Annotated in this window: 13 protein-coding genes; 8 read left to right on the plus strand and 5 right to left on the minus strand. The window is 52.7% G+C overall.

Annotated features, from left to right (window positions below):
* Window positions 1–10: 10 nt before the first annotated feature.
* The gene (gene rimI, locus NDI45_RS20870) at window positions 11–748 is read right to left on the minus strand and encodes a ribosomal protein S18-alanine N-acetyltransferase (protein WP_348248566.1); all 738 of its coding nucleotides are present in this window, start codon (window positions 746–748) and stop codon (window positions 11–13) included.
* 179 nt (window positions 749–927) lie between these two features.
* Here rimI and lysA point away from each other — a divergent pair, with 179 nt between their 5' ends.
* The 3 genes from lysA (at window position 928) to uppS (ending at window position 4,128) form a co-directional block, all read left to right on the plus strand.
* Window positions 928–2,325, plus strand: coding sequence for a diaminopimelate decarboxylase (lysA, locus tag NDI45_RS20875; RefSeq protein ID WP_348248567.1), 1,398 nt, complete (start codon window positions 928–930; stop codon window positions 2,323–2,325).
* 118 nt (window positions 2,326–2,443) lie between these two features.
* Complete coding sequence (gene cdaA / locus NDI45_RS20880; protein ID WP_190793531.1) at window positions 2,444–3,367, plus strand: diadenylate cyclase CdaA; 924 nt, start codon at window positions 2,444–2,446, stop codon at window positions 3,365–3,367.
* 11 nt (window positions 3,368–3,378) lie between these two features.
* Window positions 3,379–4,128 carry a polyprenyl diphosphate synthase gene (uppS, locus tag NDI45_RS20885; RefSeq protein ID WP_348248593.1) on the plus strand — a complete coding sequence of 250 codons (750 nt, stop codon included), beginning with the start codon at window positions 3,379–3,381 and terminating at the stop codon, window positions 4,126–4,128.
* 15 nt (window positions 4,129–4,143) lie between these two features.
* On the opposite strand, the gene NDI45_RS20890 is transcribed toward uppS, so the two are convergent.
* Window positions 4,144–4,416, minus strand: a complete 273-nt coding sequence (locus NDI45_RS20890) for a DUF3143 domain-containing protein (RefSeq protein WP_190793530.1) — start codon at window positions 4,414–4,416, stop codon at window positions 4,144–4,146.
* A 136-nt stretch (window positions 4,417–4,552) separates the two neighbouring features.
* Entirely contained in the window at window positions 4,553–6,628 is a 2,076-nt protein-coding gene (locus NDI45_RS20895; protein WP_348248568.1) for a pentapeptide repeat-containing protein, read from the minus strand.
* A 283-nt stretch (window positions 6,629–6,911) separates the two neighbouring features.
* Between NDI45_RS20895 and NDI45_RS20900 the strand changes: the two genes are divergently transcribed.
* Window positions 6,912–7,904, plus strand: coding sequence for a Gfo/Idh/MocA family oxidoreductase (locus NDI45_RS20900; protein ID WP_348248569.1), 993 nt, complete (start codon window positions 6,912–6,914; stop codon window positions 7,902–7,904).
* Window positions 7,905–7,965: 61 nt separating this feature from the next.
* Here NDI45_RS20900 and NDI45_RS20905 read toward each other — a convergent pair whose 3' ends face one another.
* Window positions 7,966–9,231: a glycosyltransferase gene (locus tag NDI45_RS20905; protein WP_348248570.1), complete on the minus strand. Its 1,266-nt coding sequence runs from the start codon at window positions 9,229–9,231 to the stop codon at window positions 7,966–7,968.
* A 180-nt stretch (window positions 9,232–9,411) separates the two neighbouring features.
* Here NDI45_RS20905 and NDI45_RS20910 point away from each other — a divergent pair, with 180 nt between their 5' ends.
* Both NDI45_RS20910 and NDI45_RS20915 read left to right on the plus strand, forming a co-directional pair.
* Window positions 9,412–9,684 (plus strand): hypothetical protein, encoded by a 273-nt coding sequence (locus tag NDI45_RS20910; protein WP_348248571.1) that lies wholly within the window; start codon window positions 9,412–9,414, stop codon window positions 9,682–9,684.
* Between the two features lie 295 nt (window positions 9,685–9,979).
* Window positions 9,980–10,447: a hypothetical protein gene (locus tag NDI45_RS20915; RefSeq protein ID WP_348248572.1), complete on the plus strand. Its 468-nt coding sequence runs from the start codon at window positions 9,980–9,982 to the stop codon at window positions 10,445–10,447.
* Window positions 10,448–10,662: 215 nt separating this feature from the next.
* On the opposite strand, the gene NDI45_RS20920 is transcribed toward NDI45_RS20915, so the two are convergent.
* Window positions 10,663–11,979 (minus strand): pentapeptide repeat-containing protein, encoded by a 1,317-nt coding sequence (locus NDI45_RS20920; protein ID WP_348248573.1) that lies wholly within the window; start codon window positions 11,977–11,979, stop codon window positions 10,663–10,665.
* A 303-nt stretch (window positions 11,980–12,282) separates the two neighbouring features.
* On the opposite strand from NDI45_RS20920, the gene NDI45_RS20925 reads away from it, so the two are divergent.
* Complete coding sequence (locus tag NDI45_RS20925; RefSeq protein WP_348248575.1) at window positions 12,283–14,559, plus strand: CapA family protein; 2,277 nt, start codon at window positions 12,283–12,285, stop codon at window positions 14,557–14,559.
* Between the two features lie 21 nt (window positions 14,560–14,580).
* The gene (locus tag NDI45_RS20930; protein WP_348248576.1) at window positions 14,581–15,441 is read left to right on the plus strand and encodes an aldose epimerase; all 861 of its coding nucleotides are present in this window, start codon (window positions 14,581–14,583) and stop codon (window positions 15,439–15,441) included.
* Window positions 15,442–16,193: the final 752 nt, after the last annotated feature.

Below are 16,193 nucleotides of genomic sequence, written 5' to 3' on the forward strand. Positions count from 1 at the left end.
AGCGGAAAATTTAGGAAATTTCAGTAAAAGCGGTTTGCAGGGCAGGTTCTAGCGAAATTTCGTAGTTAGACTCTCGTAATCGATCGCGCACCTCCCGATCGCCCTCCTGAACCCACAGCCGAAACTCCGGTTTTTGCAGCCCGCTTCGCCACAAAATCAGCGCGTCTTCACCATCGGAGTAATACCTTTTGCGCCGCCCCACTTCTCGGAAGCCAAATTTCTCGTACAGCCGGATTGCTGCCGCATTTCCTGCCCGCACTTCCAGCGTTGCCCACTCCAAGCCACGTTTATTTGCCGAAACAAGGAGCGCGTAGAGAATTGCCTGGCCGAGTCCCAGTTGCCGATAAGCGGGATCGATCGCCAGAACGGTGATATGTGCTTCTTCAGCGATCGCCCACAGGCAGCCCAAGCCAATCAGGGAAGTTGAGGACTGCTGAGTTGAAGTTGGAAGTCCTGCATCACCCCCTAAATTCCCCATGCAGGGGGAGCTTTGAGATGGGGAAAGATTTTGATGGCTCAAAAGTCCTCCGCTCGGAAAGGGTTGGGGGGCGGGGCAATGCTCTGATTCAGCATCAAAACTCTCCCCTTCGATCGCCTCTTGCTTCAGAACCAGCAAATCGCTGTTTGGACTTTCAATTTCGCGACGGTAGCCTTCGATCGACCACAAACCACCTAGACAGCGGCGATCGAGTTCAACCACATCGGGTAACAGATCTTCAGTCAGCAGCTCTAACTTGAGGAAATTCACAAAGGTCTTTGAAAATCAGTTTCAGGATGCACAGCCCCCAATTGTACACTGAGTATTAGGTGAGGCAGGAACGCGAATCGACATTCAGCGATCTAAAGACTGCACCCCTTACCTTGGTAAGCAAGTTCAGCCAGGACTTTCAGGCAAGTTTCAGCGAGTTTAAGGATAGAGATATAGGAATGGTTTCAACTCCGACTGTCGAGGTTGTTCAATCCGGTCGTCAATATGTGGTGACTGAGATTTCTAATAACGCCTCACCCAACCAATTTTTGCTGCCGTTGACGGCACGCGTGAATGAGCAAGACCATCTAGAGATTGGTGGCTGTGATGTTGTCGATCTAGTGAAACGCTTTGGCTCACCGCTTTATATTCTGGACGAAGAAACGCTCCGCACCGCCTGCCAGCAATATCGACAAGCCTTCCAAAAATACTATCCGGCAGAGTCGCTGGTGATCTACGCCTCGAAAGCCTGGAACTGTCTGGCAGTGAACGCGATCGTCGCTAGCGAAGGCTTAGGGATTGACGTGGTATCCGGCGGCGAACTGTACACAGCACTCAAAGCCGGATTGAAACCTGAAGTAACCTATTTCCACGGCAATAATAAGTCGATCGAAGAGCTTCAGTATGCGATCGAGTCAGGCTGTACGATCGTTGCTGACAACTGGCACGAACTCAAAACCCTGGTTGCCCTCAAGCCGAGCTCCTCAGTTCGAATCATGCTGAGGATTACGCCTGGTATTGAGTGCCATACGCACGAATACATCCGCACCGGGCACATCGACAGCAAATTTGGCTTTGACCCCGATCAGCTTGAATCTGTCTTTCAGTACATTAGCCAGCAGCCGGAGCTGAACTGTGTCGGCTTACACGCCCATATTGGCTCTCAGATTTTTGAAATCCAGCCCCACGGCGATCTGGGTAGCGTGATGGTACAGTGGATGAGCAAGGCGGCACAGTACGGCTTACCAGTTCAGGAACTCGACATCGGCGGCGGTTTGGGCATTCGCTACACAGAATCCGACGATCCGCCCAGCATTGATGAATGGGTAAAAGTGGTGTGTGAAGGCGTGGTGAAAGCTTGTGAAGCTCAAGGGGTGCCCTTGCCCAAGCTAATTGCTGAACCGGGGCGATCGCTGATTGGCTCTGCCTGCGTCACGGCTTATACGATCGGTAGTCAAAAAGTGATCCCAGGTATCCGAACATACGTTAGTGTGGATGGCGGGATGTCGGATAATCCACGTCCGATCACGTATCAGTCGATTTACCGGGCAGCAGTCGCAAACCGGATGTCTGCACTGATGACAGAGACGGTTAGGGTTGCAGGCAAACACTGTGAATCTGGGGATATTGTGATCAAGCAGGCAAGCTTGCCCGAAACTAAGGCAGGGGATGTGCTGGTTGTGATGGCGACTGGGGCATACAACTACAGCATGGCATCCAACTACAATCGGTTGCCTCGTCCGGCGGCAGTCCTGGTTAACCAGGGTGAAGCCAGCGTGATTCTGCAACGGGAAACTTATCAGGATTTAATCCGACAGGATTCCTTGCCAGAGAGATTAGTCTGTTCGAGAGATTAGTTTAAGCGAAATACAAGAATCAGGCTGAGGCATGAAAGACCCATGAAGTTTTTTCGCCTCACCCTCGTCTTTCCGGTTCCTAAGGTCACTTGGAGAAGGGTAAACCAGAATCAATCCGATGGGTTCTTTTTTGAGGCAATGGCTGACACACCTTAGCTGGGCTTGGTCCTTGCTGCTGCCCGTCATCGATGTTGGCTTGGTGCTGGTATTGACCTATATGATCCTGGTGATTATCGGCGAACGGCGAACGCTCTGGATGGTGCGCGGCTTGATCATTCTGATGCTGGCTTCTGCGCTGGGAAGTGCGCTGCGGCTACGGCTGCTCACTTTTGTGCTAGAAAAGCTGGTGATTGGCTCTGCGGTGGCAATGGCGTTAATTTTGCAGGGGGAGTTTCGCCGATCGCTCGAACAACTTGGGCGGGGTGAAGTCCTTCAGCTTATCCGTCCTGCAAAGGAAGCCGTTCCTAAGGCGGACAGCGTGATTGACGAAATTGTTGATGCGGTCAAAGAATTGTCTCAAAACCGAACCGGGGCACTGCTCATCTTGGAGACTAATGGGACGATCGACGAGCGCGATTTTTCTGTTCCGGGGGTGCGGCTCAATGCCGAAGTCTCTAAGGAACTGATTCAGACCATTTTTCAGACCTCGACGCTGCTCCATGACGGCGCGACCTTGATTCGTGGGTCGCGGGTCGTTGCGGCAGGCGTAATCTTGCCTATCTCGGAGCGAACGGCTTCGCGCCAGTTAGGCACTCGTCATCGAGCTGCAATGGGCATTACGGAAAGAGTCGAAAATTGCGTTTGCGTCGTTGTATCTGAAGAAACGGGGTCAATTTCCCTGGCAGAACGGGGTATCCTCAATCGACCCTTAACCAGCAGTAAACTGAGGGAGTTGCTCAGGCAGAAATTTTCTCAAACGGTCGATCGCGAAGTGGTCGCGCCGCAGTTGCGGAGCCTTGGTCGTCAACTCGGTACTCGAATCGCCGCGCTGGTTTCACGCCTGTTTCGCTTTTCATCATCGGCTTCACGGGAGAAAAAATGACGGCACAATCGATCACGGCACAACAGACCTACCTGCAAGTTTTACCGCCTGACCTTGATCGGGCACGGTTACCCAAGCACGTTGCGGTGATTATGGACGGTAACGGTCGCTGGGCAAAACAGCGCGGTCTGCCTCGAATCATGGGGCATCGGCGCGGAGTCGATACGCTGAAGGATTTGCTGCGCTGCTGTCGGGATTGGGGCGTTGAGGCACTCACCGCCTACGCCTTTTCCACGGAAAACTGGGGTCGCCCCCTGGAAGAAGTCGATTTTTTGATGACCCTATTTGAGCGAGTTCTGCGGCAAGAGCTGCGGGAAATGATGGCAGAAAACGTCCGCATCCAGTTTGTCGGCAATCTGCAAGCCCTGCCCTCCTCGCTTCAAAACGAGATTACGAAAGCAGTCGAAACGACCCGCAATAATCCGGGAATTCAGTTCACTGTTGCAACCAACTACGGCGGACGGCAGGAGATTCTTCAGGCTTGCCGATCGATCGCGACCAAAGTTCAGCAGGGCTTAATTGACCCCAGTGAAATCGACGAAGCCCTGTTTGAGCGACACCTCTACACCGCAGGCAACAGCGATCCCGATCTGCTGATCCGAACCAGTGGCGAGATGCGAATCAGTAACTTCTTACTGTGGCAGGTTGCTTACGCGGAACTGTACGTCACCGATACCTTGTGGCCCGACTTTAACCGGGCAGAGTTTCACCAGGCACTTTCGGCGTATCAACAGCGCGATCGGCGGTTTGGCAAGGTTTAATTTCCTTATAGCCGTTTAGGGACCGGAGAAGATGGCTTCATCGAGATCCTGACGGCTCAGGGAATATTTGAACGATCGCTGAATATCCCCTCCGTCTTGAGCAGCTTCCAGGTAGCGAACCAGCAGCGAATCGACCTCCATTGAAATTTCTGCTGTCCAAGCGGGCTGCTGAATATGCCAACGGTGAATATCGTTTTCGTCCTGCTCACAGCCCTTTGACTGAAGCCAGGATTCGATATCGGGTAGAGGATGGTTGTAGAGCGGCGTATCGGCTGGAGGAAGTGCCATCGAATTAGCAATGGGAGTGAAGGTGAACAATTGTTAAGACTCTCTGTGATTTTATCGCAGTTCACTCCCCCTGTTGAAAAGCTGCCGATCGACTATTGATGAAAGGCGATCGCCTACTTGCCTATTTCCTGCTTGTTTATTTAAAGTAAATCAGCAGATTCAATCCGGGAATCGTCCGTGAAAGCGTCCAGAGCAGCAGCGCAAGATAAAGCAGTCCGAGGCTCCACTGATACCAGGCGAGGGTCGTAATCAGTCCGGGTACGTGTTCATCGCGCAGGCGGATGTCGTTGAATCCAAATCGCAGCAAATTATTCAAGCTGAAATCGAAGTAGTTGAGCCAACCCCAGCGACGTTTCCACAGGATAGGCATATAGCGTTCGCGAAAGAGCGGGTAGGCGGGGATCACGGGCAGTCTGCCGATGAGAAAGCGCAACTGGCGCAGGGTTGCATCTTCAACGAAATAGCTGACATCCATCAGGTCGTGGTAGCGTCCTTGCCAATAGATAAGCGCGACCAGGGCGAGCGGGATGGGCAAAGTCACTAATCCCAGACAAAATAGCGTCAGCATTGGCTGTTCGGCACTGCGAAACATAGCAACCAGTCCGCCGATCGTAATCACACTAAACCCGCCCAAAATCCACCCTACCTCGATCCGGTCAGGCAGAATCGGTTTGGGGTAGCGACGACGAACGCGATCGATCAGCCAAAATACCAGCCCAAAATAGGCAACTCCGACAATGCCCACCCCGAAGATTAGCCAGAAGCTCGTGCCATAGCGAGTCAGCAGCAGCAGCAAACTCAGACCCAGCCACTTTAAGCCATCGCCCAGCCAGCCTGTTGCAGAAGCAAAACGTCCGACGCTAATGCGATCGCGCACTTTAACATAGGTTGCCAGATCGACCGCTTCAAGGCGCAGCACATCGTTGATTGTGCGAAACGGCGTTTGGCTGCGGACTTGCAGAATTGCTTCTGCCTGTTTTGCTGAAAAGCCCGCCCGCTGAAGCTGATCTGTGCTTGCTGTATTTAAATCCGTGCCCACAATGCGCTGCCAGATCTGGCGCGATCGAAGCTTTTGCGCCATGTATTCGATCTGATTCGCATCGCTAATTTGCTGCATCTGACGAAAGTTTTGCACAAGGTTTCGCAGCAGTGTCTCGTTGCCTTGCAGCGTAGGAACGGACAGCACCGCTCCGATCTGTCCTGGATTTCCCAGAATCGAAGCATGGCGAGGATCAAATTGAAGGTCGGGCACATTCAGATGTACACCTGACGCAAAGTTTGCATCGCCAAAATCTGCCTGATCGAGGACGCTGACTCCGCGCAAATTGACCGATCGATCAAACTGCGCCTGCCGGAAGCTGAGCAGTTTTTCAAACGTGGATTCAGTCAGAAAAAGGGCTTGAGCAAATTTGCTGCGATCGAAAAAAGCAGCACTCTGCCAGCGCGTCTGGGCAAAGTCGGCGTTTTGCTGCCACAGAGTTCGGGTAAAGTTTGCCGTCTGCTGAAAAACGGATTGGTGAAAGCTTCCGGTCGCTCGAAATTCGCTGTTCTGAAAGGTGACGCTCGCGCCAAACTGCACCTGATTTGCCCGCAGACGATCGAACCAGAGAATGCTGCGAAAGCGGGCTTCACGCAGAAACAGGGCATTGCTCAAGGTGACAGGCTGGCTAAATCGTGCCTCAGACCAATCAGTCTCTTGATCAAACCTGGCTCCCTGAGCGTTGACCCGCCCTAAAAAGAACGTGTTTGTAAAATTCACAAAGCCCTCGAACTGCGTCTGCACCAGATTGAGCGAACCGCGCAGCACCGTAATCTGCAAAGGCGGTAGCTGAGTTTGAAGCAGCAATGATTGAGAAAGCTGGTTGACCTGAGACAGACGGCGACGATCGCGATTCAGCTGTGCCTGCTCCCGTTCGGTGAAAAAGGGCGGCAGGGTTTGCCCATACAGGGGCGTGCGAATTCCCAGATCGCTCATCTTCAGTTCGCCCCGCACCAGGGAATAACTCAAATCCAGCCCCAGAGGAAGGGTCGATCGCTGGAGCTGAGTTTGGATCAAACGGTAAAACTGATCGCGAAACGCAGCATTTTCAGAACGCAAGTCGATCTCTAATCGCCGCAGATCGACCAGGCGAGTTCCCTCAGTTTCAGTAGGAGCTTTTAGCCGTTCCTGCAACAGTTCGAGCGTCAGGGGATTTCGCTGTAAGGTTTCCACGATCGACGTTGCAGGTAAGGGAACTGCCGCAGCCCGGTAAACTCCAATCCCAAACTGAACCCCCAGGAAACAGACGATCGCCAGCCCAAAAACGCAGAACTGTTGAATTGCCTTTTGGACAATTTTGAATCGAGCCGTCCTCCAATGTTGAGCCTTAACCAGAACAATTCCTCACGCACAAGCAACCCGCAAGAAATCAGTTTAACTCCGATCGATGAGCTGTTTTCCCTTGGGGGTGATCGCCTGCAATAATGACCGAGGGGAGCGCGTTGAAGAAAAACTTATGCCAGGCACTCAAACAAGAACAATCCAAGTTGGAATCGTCGGTACTGGATATGCAGCGACACGACGAGCAGAGGCGATTCAGGCAGACGATCGATCGCAGCTTGTCACCATTGCTGGACATAAGCCTGATCAAATCGCCGCTTTTGCTCAAACCCACGGTGTTTCTGCTGTTGAGTCCTGGCAAGAGCTAGTGGAGCGATCGGATGTCGATCTGGTCGTGATTTGCTCTGCCAATTATGAGCATGAAAAAATTGTCCGCACTGCGCTGGAACACGGAAAGCACGTTGTGGTGGAATATCCGCTTGCATTAAGGGCGATCGAAGCATCTGAGCTAATCAACCTGGCAAAGCGTCAGAACAAACTGCTGCACGTCGAGCACATCGAACTGCTGAGCGGCATTCACCAATCGATCAAGGCTGCCCTGCCCGAAGTCGGGATTCCTTTTCATGTCCGCTCTGCCAGCTTGATGTCACAGCAGCCCGCTCCTGAGAAGTGGAGCTATCACCGAGAGCAGTTTGGCTTTCCGCTAGTCGGAGCCGTTTCGCGAATTCATCGCCTGACCGATCTTTTTGGCAAAGTGGCAACCGTGAGCTGTCAAACTCGCTTCTGGGATAGCTCTAGGGCCTCCGGCTATTTCTCTTCCTGTCTTTGCATTGCTCACCTGCGGTTTACTAGTGGACTGCTTGCCGAAGTGATTTACGGCAAAGGCGAAGCGATCTGGCAAACCGATCGCACCCTGACCATTCAAGGCGATCGAGGTGCGCTCACGATCAACGGCGAACAGGGAAAACTCACCACCGCAGCGGGCGATCGCTCACTGGAAGTTGGCAGTCGGCGCGGACTCTTTGCCAAAGATACTGCCCAGGTGCTGGATTATCTAACGATCGGCACCCCCATTTACGTCAGCCTGGACTCCAGCCTCTACGCGCTTCAAGTTGCGGATGCAGCAAGGCGATCAGCAGAAATCGGAGAAACGATCGAAGTGGAATGATTTGCTCCCCCGCTCACTGACTGACCCATCCACTCACCGACCCATCCACTCATCTACCCTCCTACTTCGCATCCGTCACGCGCCAGCTCAACTTCAAATTGAGCCAGAAATTCCAGAACGTTACGGCAGCGATCGCCATCAGGTTTGCAATATAGCGATTGATTCCGAAGACGTTGAACAGCACATTCAGAATCAAAACGTTGAGAACCAGTCCAGACAAGCAAATTACGTTGAATTTCAGAAACCGTTTCAGCCGCTTTTGCCAGCCGTGCTGATAGCTCGACAAATCGCCAAACGTCCAGCGATCGTTCCACAAAAAGTTATTTAGAATTGCGACCTCTGCCGCCAGGATTTTGCTGCGCGTCAGGTTCCATCCCAGCATCGTCGGGTCACTTAGCAAATACAGCATCGCCATATCGACAAAGACCCCGCTCAAACCGACCAGCCCAAAGCGCACAAAGCGCTCGATCGGGAAGCGTTGCCGCAGCCGCCCAATTCTGCCCTGACTGGTTTGCAGCCGGACTAAGTGACCCACGTAATCCAGATACTGTCGCCAGGTGACTTTGCTTTCGCCCTCCTGCCGCTCCTGAAACACATAGCCCACTTCTGCCACTTCGCCGATCGTGCCTCGCCCTAGCACTTCAAGCAAAATCTTGTAGCCGATCGGACTCATCGGTCGTTCTGCAATTACCGATCGCCGCACGAGAAAGTAGCCGCTCATTGGGTCAGACACTCGCCCCACCACATTTGGCAGCATCAGCAACCCTAACACCTGCGCTCCGCGTGACAAAAATCGGCGCGTCGGGCTCCAATCGCTCACGCCACCCCCGTCCACATGGCGACTGGCAACCGCTAAATCTGCTCCTTCCTCAATTGCCTTAAGCAACTGATACAGTACTTCCGGCGGATGCTGTAAATCGCCATCGATTACGCCCAGAATTTCGCCTCGTGCCGCCTGCCAACCGCGAATCACTGCCGTCGAAAGCCCTCGTTCCTGCTGTCGCCGCATCACTTGCAGCATCGGATAGGTTGCCATGAGGGACTGAGCAATTTCCCAGGTGCGATCGGGGCTGTCATCATCAACCAGGATAATCTCATAATCATTGTCCAGAACTGGATTGAGCAGCCGGGTCAATTGCTGAACGATCGCTTCAACATTCGCGGCTTCTTTATAAGTCGGCACAATGAGCGAAAACTTGAGTTTTTGAGCACCCCTGATTAAGCCGCCCTTGGGCTTCTGCAAATCCTCTGATGCAACAGGTTGAGCCGCAATACAAAGAACGCCAGTTGGAACGGGCAACAGCAATGAAGTTCCGATGATTTTCATGAGAAACCTACTTAAAACTCAAAACACCCTGACTCGACCCAACGAACTCAGAAAATCTACTCCTTTACTTTGGCTTGTCTGCTTGGCTTTTCTGTTTGGCTATTCAGCTTGCTGCAAGTTTAAGTGTTATGGCGAGGAAAACACAAATCTCGTGACGCTTCAAAGTTTTGGAGTAGCATTATGGCTCAAGAACCGATGGAGAAGCTCAATCGTGCTGAAGCTTTAATATTACAGGGGGAGCAACAACTGAAGCAGGCAGCTCTGGATTTTGGGGTGCAGTTTGCTCAGAACCTTCGTCAGGGTATTGAAACCTTGGTTAGGCAGTTGCGGGAGAGTTTAATGCACAGTGATGACGTCCGCATTAAACAATACGATGCTGACCTTCAGTCAAAATTAGACGAGCTAAATCAACAAATGCGTCAGCACAGCACACTAGACCTCCGAGGTCTCTGAGGCTGTTAGGACATGGAGGAAGGATGACAGCTCTGATTGATCGCTTTTCGGGTATTGCTGCTTCGGTGTAACGGTGTCCTTTGTGACCGTGCAGGACGGTTCATAGAAGCAGGGCATTAAAGCGAGCGATGGGTTAGGTCTGAGTCATTAAGCAAGCAAGCGCGATCTCCGTCCTGAATTATGTCTCTCATTCAGCAGGGCACTTTACTCCCTCCCATTGCGTCAGTTTGATCGCAAGTAATGCCTTGCCCCCAGCCCTTAGTTCCTGAACAAACCCGATTCCGTCCCTGTAAAGATGACCGGAAACCGCAGGCAGTCAAACCATTCTCCATTCAACGGCCCGCTCGGCCATCAAACATTCTATGCCTGGGTCAGCCTGGGCTTGTTGCTGCTGCTCACCATTGCCAGCGGCGTATTTGTTTATCAGGTCTCCCCGCTCCGAGACCCCGCCTTTCAACCCAATAGTGCCAATGCTGGGTCACTTATTCCGGGGGTGCGACAGGTGCAAGAGAGTTACTGGCTCTGGGGAGCAGCAGGGTTAGCAGGACTCTTGTCAACCAATCTTGTTCTATTACTATGGCAGTTGAGCCAGCCCTTCAATACAGTAGATATCGCTGGACAACAGCTGCGAGGGACAAGAGTAGCCCGGTGGATGGTATTGATTGTGATGCTTGGGACGTATGTGGGGCTAGGGCTTGTGCTATTTGCAGGGCTGTATTTTTTGTTTATGGGGTATTTGATAGGACAGTGGCTAGTTGATTAGGTCTCAGACAAGAGACAGCAAAGACAGGACAGTTCTAGAAAGAAACTTTGTATTTCCAGGGCGACCCTCTGGTAAGGGCTAAAGACTTTATAAAAGCCCAGTTATAAGCAAAGGTTTCAGATACAGCCTGAAACAATAAACGATCGTATCTCTTGCTGAACTCGTTCTGTCACAAGCCACACTGCACCGATTAAACGCGAGAATTTGCAGCCGCCCTAGCGATTTAATCGGTTTGGGATGCCTTCGCAGCCGCCAGGAATCGTCGATCGCGTGGCTGACCCGCCCCAGGCACAGCAGTAATATCGCTGCTCGGCTGACAACTGCTGAACCCCAGTGAAATCGGCTCCCTCCACGACAGCCCCCGTAAATTCACCTGTTTTGTAGTTGGGTAAATCGGTCAGCGATCGAGGCGTTGCTGTTTCTACCGAGCCGTAGAATAAACGCACTCCGCGTAGATCGGCTTCAGATAAATTCGACCCGCACAGGATCGTCCGCGATAAGTTGACACGCACCAGTTCACAGCGGCTCAGGTTTGCCCGAATCAAGTTAATGTCGCTGAGATCCACCCAACGCAAATCCGTTCCTTCTAGATCGGCGTTTGCCAGCATTACCCCCAGATCAATTACGCGCACCCCCGACTCCCGATCTTCGGCATAGCTGCCCAGTCCATCCAGAATCGGACGACCCAATCGCCGATCGCGCTCTAGCGGGGTAAGCAACCTCGATCGCGACAAAAAGCGCAGCACTTTTGCTTTGCCGTTGGCATCAACACTGCTGAGAATAGCAGCCGTGCGTCCTTCAGCAATGGCTCGTTCCTGAGGCCAATCTTCGAGTAGCCCTTCTTCATCGAGCACCAGGTCAGAAACTCCCTGAAAATAAGTGTCGATCGTCTGCTGCTGCGTAATCAAATTTTGCTGAATCGTCAAATTTTTGGAAATTACATACTGCCGCCACGCTACGTAAACCGCCAGCAGTGCAATCAAGATTTGCCCAACGGCTCCGATTACTTCTCCCGCCGCTCCCACCGCATCCCAGTTAAGCTGGCTGAGGAATTCGCTCAGTCGATCGGCTCCACCCGTGAGATAAACAAAGCCGATCACGGCTGCAATCAGTCCCACAATGCCGATCGAGAGGGTGCGCTGCTGCGGAGAGAGCAGTTCGATCAGGACATCTGCGGTTGCCACCCACAGTACACGCAGCGAAACCAGAAGCGCGACGGTTGCCCCAGAAAATCCCAGCCAAAAGGCGTTGAACCATAGCCCTGCAACCATCAAACTGACCGCGATCGTAATAATTAGCCCCAAGGGAGGCTGAACCTGACCGCGCCGGGCGATCGACAGCGAGATGGGCATTGCAGAAGCTTCATTGAGCAGCAGGGCATCGGGCATCAAAGCGTCTACCGGAGCAGGCTGACGAGCCGATACACTCGAAGCCTGGACGACTTGCCGCTCTAACCCTGGTTGCCCTGACCCAGCAGAGGCTTGATCTTCTGATTGAGCTGGATTGCTGGAAGAATTGGAAATTGAAGGCATGAATCGCAGTTATTCACCACAGCTATGGATTACCAGGGGCAGACCGCAGAGCAACCCTTGCTGACCGCTGACTTGCCAACCACTGATAGGACTCAACTTATAGGATAGCCGCGACTTCTGAGCAAAATAATCTCGCTTCTCGCCGAAATTCTTGCAGTAAAGTTCTTCAAATTCAAAGCATGGCAATAGAATAAGTTACTTAGCTGCTGCACTGGACTGAGATCATCCTCAGCAGGTATCGCTGAAGCGAGATGAATCAGCAGATGGTAAGGGCAGAGCAACTGATCGGGAGGAGTGAAGCAGATGTCCAATTTAGAAAGCTCTTGGGAAGAGACGGTTGTGAAGCTGGCGCGGGCGGGCAATTTGCGAGCAGTCGCATTCTGGCTGAACCGCGATCTGGTAGTGCAGGGGATTTGTGTCCAGGCGACGACCAATCAGCCCGGACATCTCACCCTACAAATTCTCTGCCGTCAAGCTCCCGATCGCGATCGCTTAGTTCACTTTATTGGTGAGCGGTTGAGCCAGCTTTATTCCCCTGTGATTCAATCGGTTCACTTTAAGGTGCAGCTTGTCGGCTCGGCAGAAATACTCTGGACCCAAACCGCCCATCTTGCCCCCGTTTCTCCTTTCCCAAATGTGGCAGAACCAATAGGGACAGAGACAAGGCTGACAGCCCAAGCAGCCGATCGTGGGACAGTTCCCCAGGCGGGACATCGCTCCACAGTTCTCCAAGCGGGACATCAAGATGTGAATTCCGTGCAGCCTGTGCCGATCGCGGTTGCTGCCTCGACTGCTTCAAACGTTGCCTTACAAGACTCTGTGGCTCCAGTTTCAGAGCAAATGCCTGCGGTTGCTGCCGCTTCTGTTGCTGCTTCTGGCAGTGTGCCTGCCACGATCGCCTTTCAGCCCACGGTGCCGAAAACCCAACCGGGAACGAAGCCGGAAACGAAGCCGGGAGCATCGTCTAGACCAAAATCGCTCAAGCGAAAAACGGCTCACTGGCTGAAGCACAGTCAGCAGCAAATGCAGCAGAGCGGTCGTCAGCTTCGGCAGACTACTGAGCAATCGATCCAGTGGTTTCAGCGGCAAAAACCGCGCCAAAAGGCAGTCATTTTAGGCGGTTCTGCGATCGCAGCGTTTTTGCTGGGCTGTGGCTTTGAGCTATTGCGCTATCAAGTGACTCTCTTTACTGCCGAAAGCCAAAATCCCGAAGCGGCGGCAGGAGCTCGCTATGAGGGCATGGTAAAAACGGCGCTCGAGCAAGTTCCGGTGGTTCAGCTGCCAGCTGCGAATGCCAGTGATCCCGCCATTACTCTGCTGTTTAGCAATGCTGTCACGCTCACTTCAGCCTCAGGTCAGTCAGGCATCGCCGCGCAGCAAAACGTCGATATGCTGATTTCCAGTCTCAATGCGCCTTTAGCTGGTTTAGCTGGAACTGCTGCTCAAACCGAGCATTCTGCCAATTCTTCTACAAATCCTTCTGTAGCTCCTTCGGTCAGTCCTTTGACCAGTCCTTCTGAGACTACGCCTGAAGCTGCGACTCAACCAGCGATTGAGTTTGACCAATCTGCTTCAGCCGATTCAGCCGGAGCCTTTGGACCTTTTCCTCAAGCAATGACGGATGGTTCTGACTTGTCTGAATCAGATTTATCCGAATCAGATTTATCCGAATCTTCATCCGAAGCAGACCTATCCGAATCCTCGATCGATTCTGCAGAAACAGATTCAGTTGCAGAACCGCCTCCTATCAATTTGCCGCCACTGACACTGCAACAGCTCCAGGCAAATCGGGTCAATGTAGTCAACCTGGCAAGCAACCCGCTCATTCAATCCGGCGGCGACGCGCTCAACGAGATAATCAAATCGCTCAGCCAAGCCAGCATCTATCCGATCGGGGCAGGAGCCAATCAGCAAAGTGCCCGTCGTCCGCAAATTTTTTCGATCAAGGGTAAGCGGATCGCTTATCTAGGCTATTCCGATGTCAGCCTGCAAACTGCGGCACAGAATGCTGCTGGACTCAACACCAGCGTTAATGAACAGGTTGAAGCAGACATCAAATCAATTCGCAATCAGGTGGACTGGGTCGTCGTCAGCTATCACTGGAACCAGAATTTGCGATCGTACCCGGAAGACTGGCAAATCAATATCACCCATGCCGCGATCGACCATGGAGCAGATCTGGTCGTTGGCTACCATCCGACGGTGACGCAAGGGGCAGAAGTTTACGGCGGACGGGCGATCGTTTATTCACTGGGTTCCCTGCTTGACCCGTATCAAGCGCAGGATGCCGAGCCGACGAACCAGCAGTACGAAACCCTTGCCCTCAAGCTCAGCCTTCAGGAGCAGCAGATGCAGCTTGAACTCCTGCCTGTGCGCGTCAGCGGCGGACAAACCGAAGTTCTCACTGCCGAAGCCGGAACCTCGATCCTGGATTACCTCAAGCAAGCCTCCAGCCTATTTCGTCAGCCGTTGAGATCGCCCACAACGCTGGATGCCCGAATTCGCCTGACCCTTCCTGCCGCGCCCAACTCCGATAAGCCCTTTTCCGAACCCTTCACCGTAGACCCGACCCAACCCTAGCGCGTAAGCTTAGTAATTGTTATGGCTTTTTCGATCGAGCAACGCCAGTTTCTCACCTGCATTCTCACCGACGAGGCAAACTCAACTCGCCTGGAAGTCGTGCCCGAACGGGGCGGAATCATCACACGCTGGCAAGTGCAGGGGCAAGACATTCTCTATTTAGACGAAGCGCGTTTTGCCGATCCCGGCCTCAGCGTCCGGGGCGGAATTCCCATTTTGTTTCCCATTTGCGGTAACTTGCCCAACAACACCTACACCCATCAAGGCAAGTCCTACTTAATGAAACAGCATGGCTTCGCCCGCGACCTGCCCTGGACAGTGGTTAACCCTTCCCCAGCTGACGCAATCCAGCTTGTGCTAAGCAGCAGTAACCTGACTCGATCGCAGTACCCGTTTGACTTCGAGTTACGGTTTACCTATCGCCTTCTGCCCAATCGCCTGCGGATCGAGCAGCAGATTACCAGCCGTTCCGCTGAACCGATGCCCTTCTCGATCGGCTTTCATCCCTATTTTCCAGTCAATGACAAGGCTCAGCTTCAGTTCGAGATTCCGGCGATCGCGTATCAGGATCAGCAGACTCAAACCGTGCATCCGTTTTCAGGACAGTTTGATTTCGATCGCGATGAAATTGACGTTGCCTTTCGCCAGATTTCTCGCGAGTCTGCAAGCGTTGCCGATGCTGCCCGTCGAATTGACCTGACCCTCGCTTACGATCCCCTGTTTTCCACGCTGGTTTTCTGGACGGTCAAAGGAAAAGACTATTACTGTCTCGAACCCTGGAGTGCCCCACGCAACGCGCTAAACACCAGAGACTCGTTGACGCTGCTGCCACCGTGCGATCGACTAGAGACAGCGATCGAGCTATCCGTCGCGTTTCGATAGATGCTCTGCTCGAAGGCTGCTCTGCCCCTCAAAGGCTGTACCTTGAAAACACCTCGAAAGTACGTTTCAGAAGCGATGTTCAGAAAGTTCGCTCATCTTCAGGCATTTCTCTAAATGGTGCGACTGATAAAGTCGTCTCATGTGGGGCATGAGGGGCAGATGTTTAATCTTCCAGCATTGGATTCGGAGGCGGAACATGTTCATGGGCATTGGAACTTAGATTCGATGGTAGTAATGACGATTCGTGAGGCGGATACTTTATTGCTGCTTAGAATCGCGTGTTTCGTAATCCGCCCCAAGGGAGGAAATTATTTCAGGCGCAGTGTAAGCGCGAGTAAATTCCTCCAAGGGCTTAACATGATGATTTTCGCTACCCGTTAAATGGGGGAATTTCCAGAAAAATTAATTGCCCCCAACCCAGCCGGCTCAAACTGGGTACAGCGTTTTTCACTCCCGTAAGGTACGGGGGGTGCAGGGGCTATGCCCCATTTTTTGTACTTCAATCGCCTGAACAAGGCTGTAAGCATCAGCTGAAACGAATCCAAAACCTCAAGATTTGTTGCTGTCTGCCCTCAAGCAAATGAGTTAACGCGCTGCTGCGAGGCTGCCCCTGGGGGTGCTGGCAGATCCGCCAGTGATCTCGCTGCGAGAGATGTCATTCCCAGGATGGAGAGAGTACCATAGGTCAGGAAGTAGTGCTCAGAGAGGATCGCTAAGATCTCGCTAAGATCATTGCCTGGATCGCTTCGATC

This window comes from Leptolyngbya sp. GB1-A1 (genome assembly GCF_039962475.1).
GTDB lineage: Bacteria > Cyanobacteriota > Cyanobacteriia > Elainellales > Elainellaceae > Leptolyngbya_A.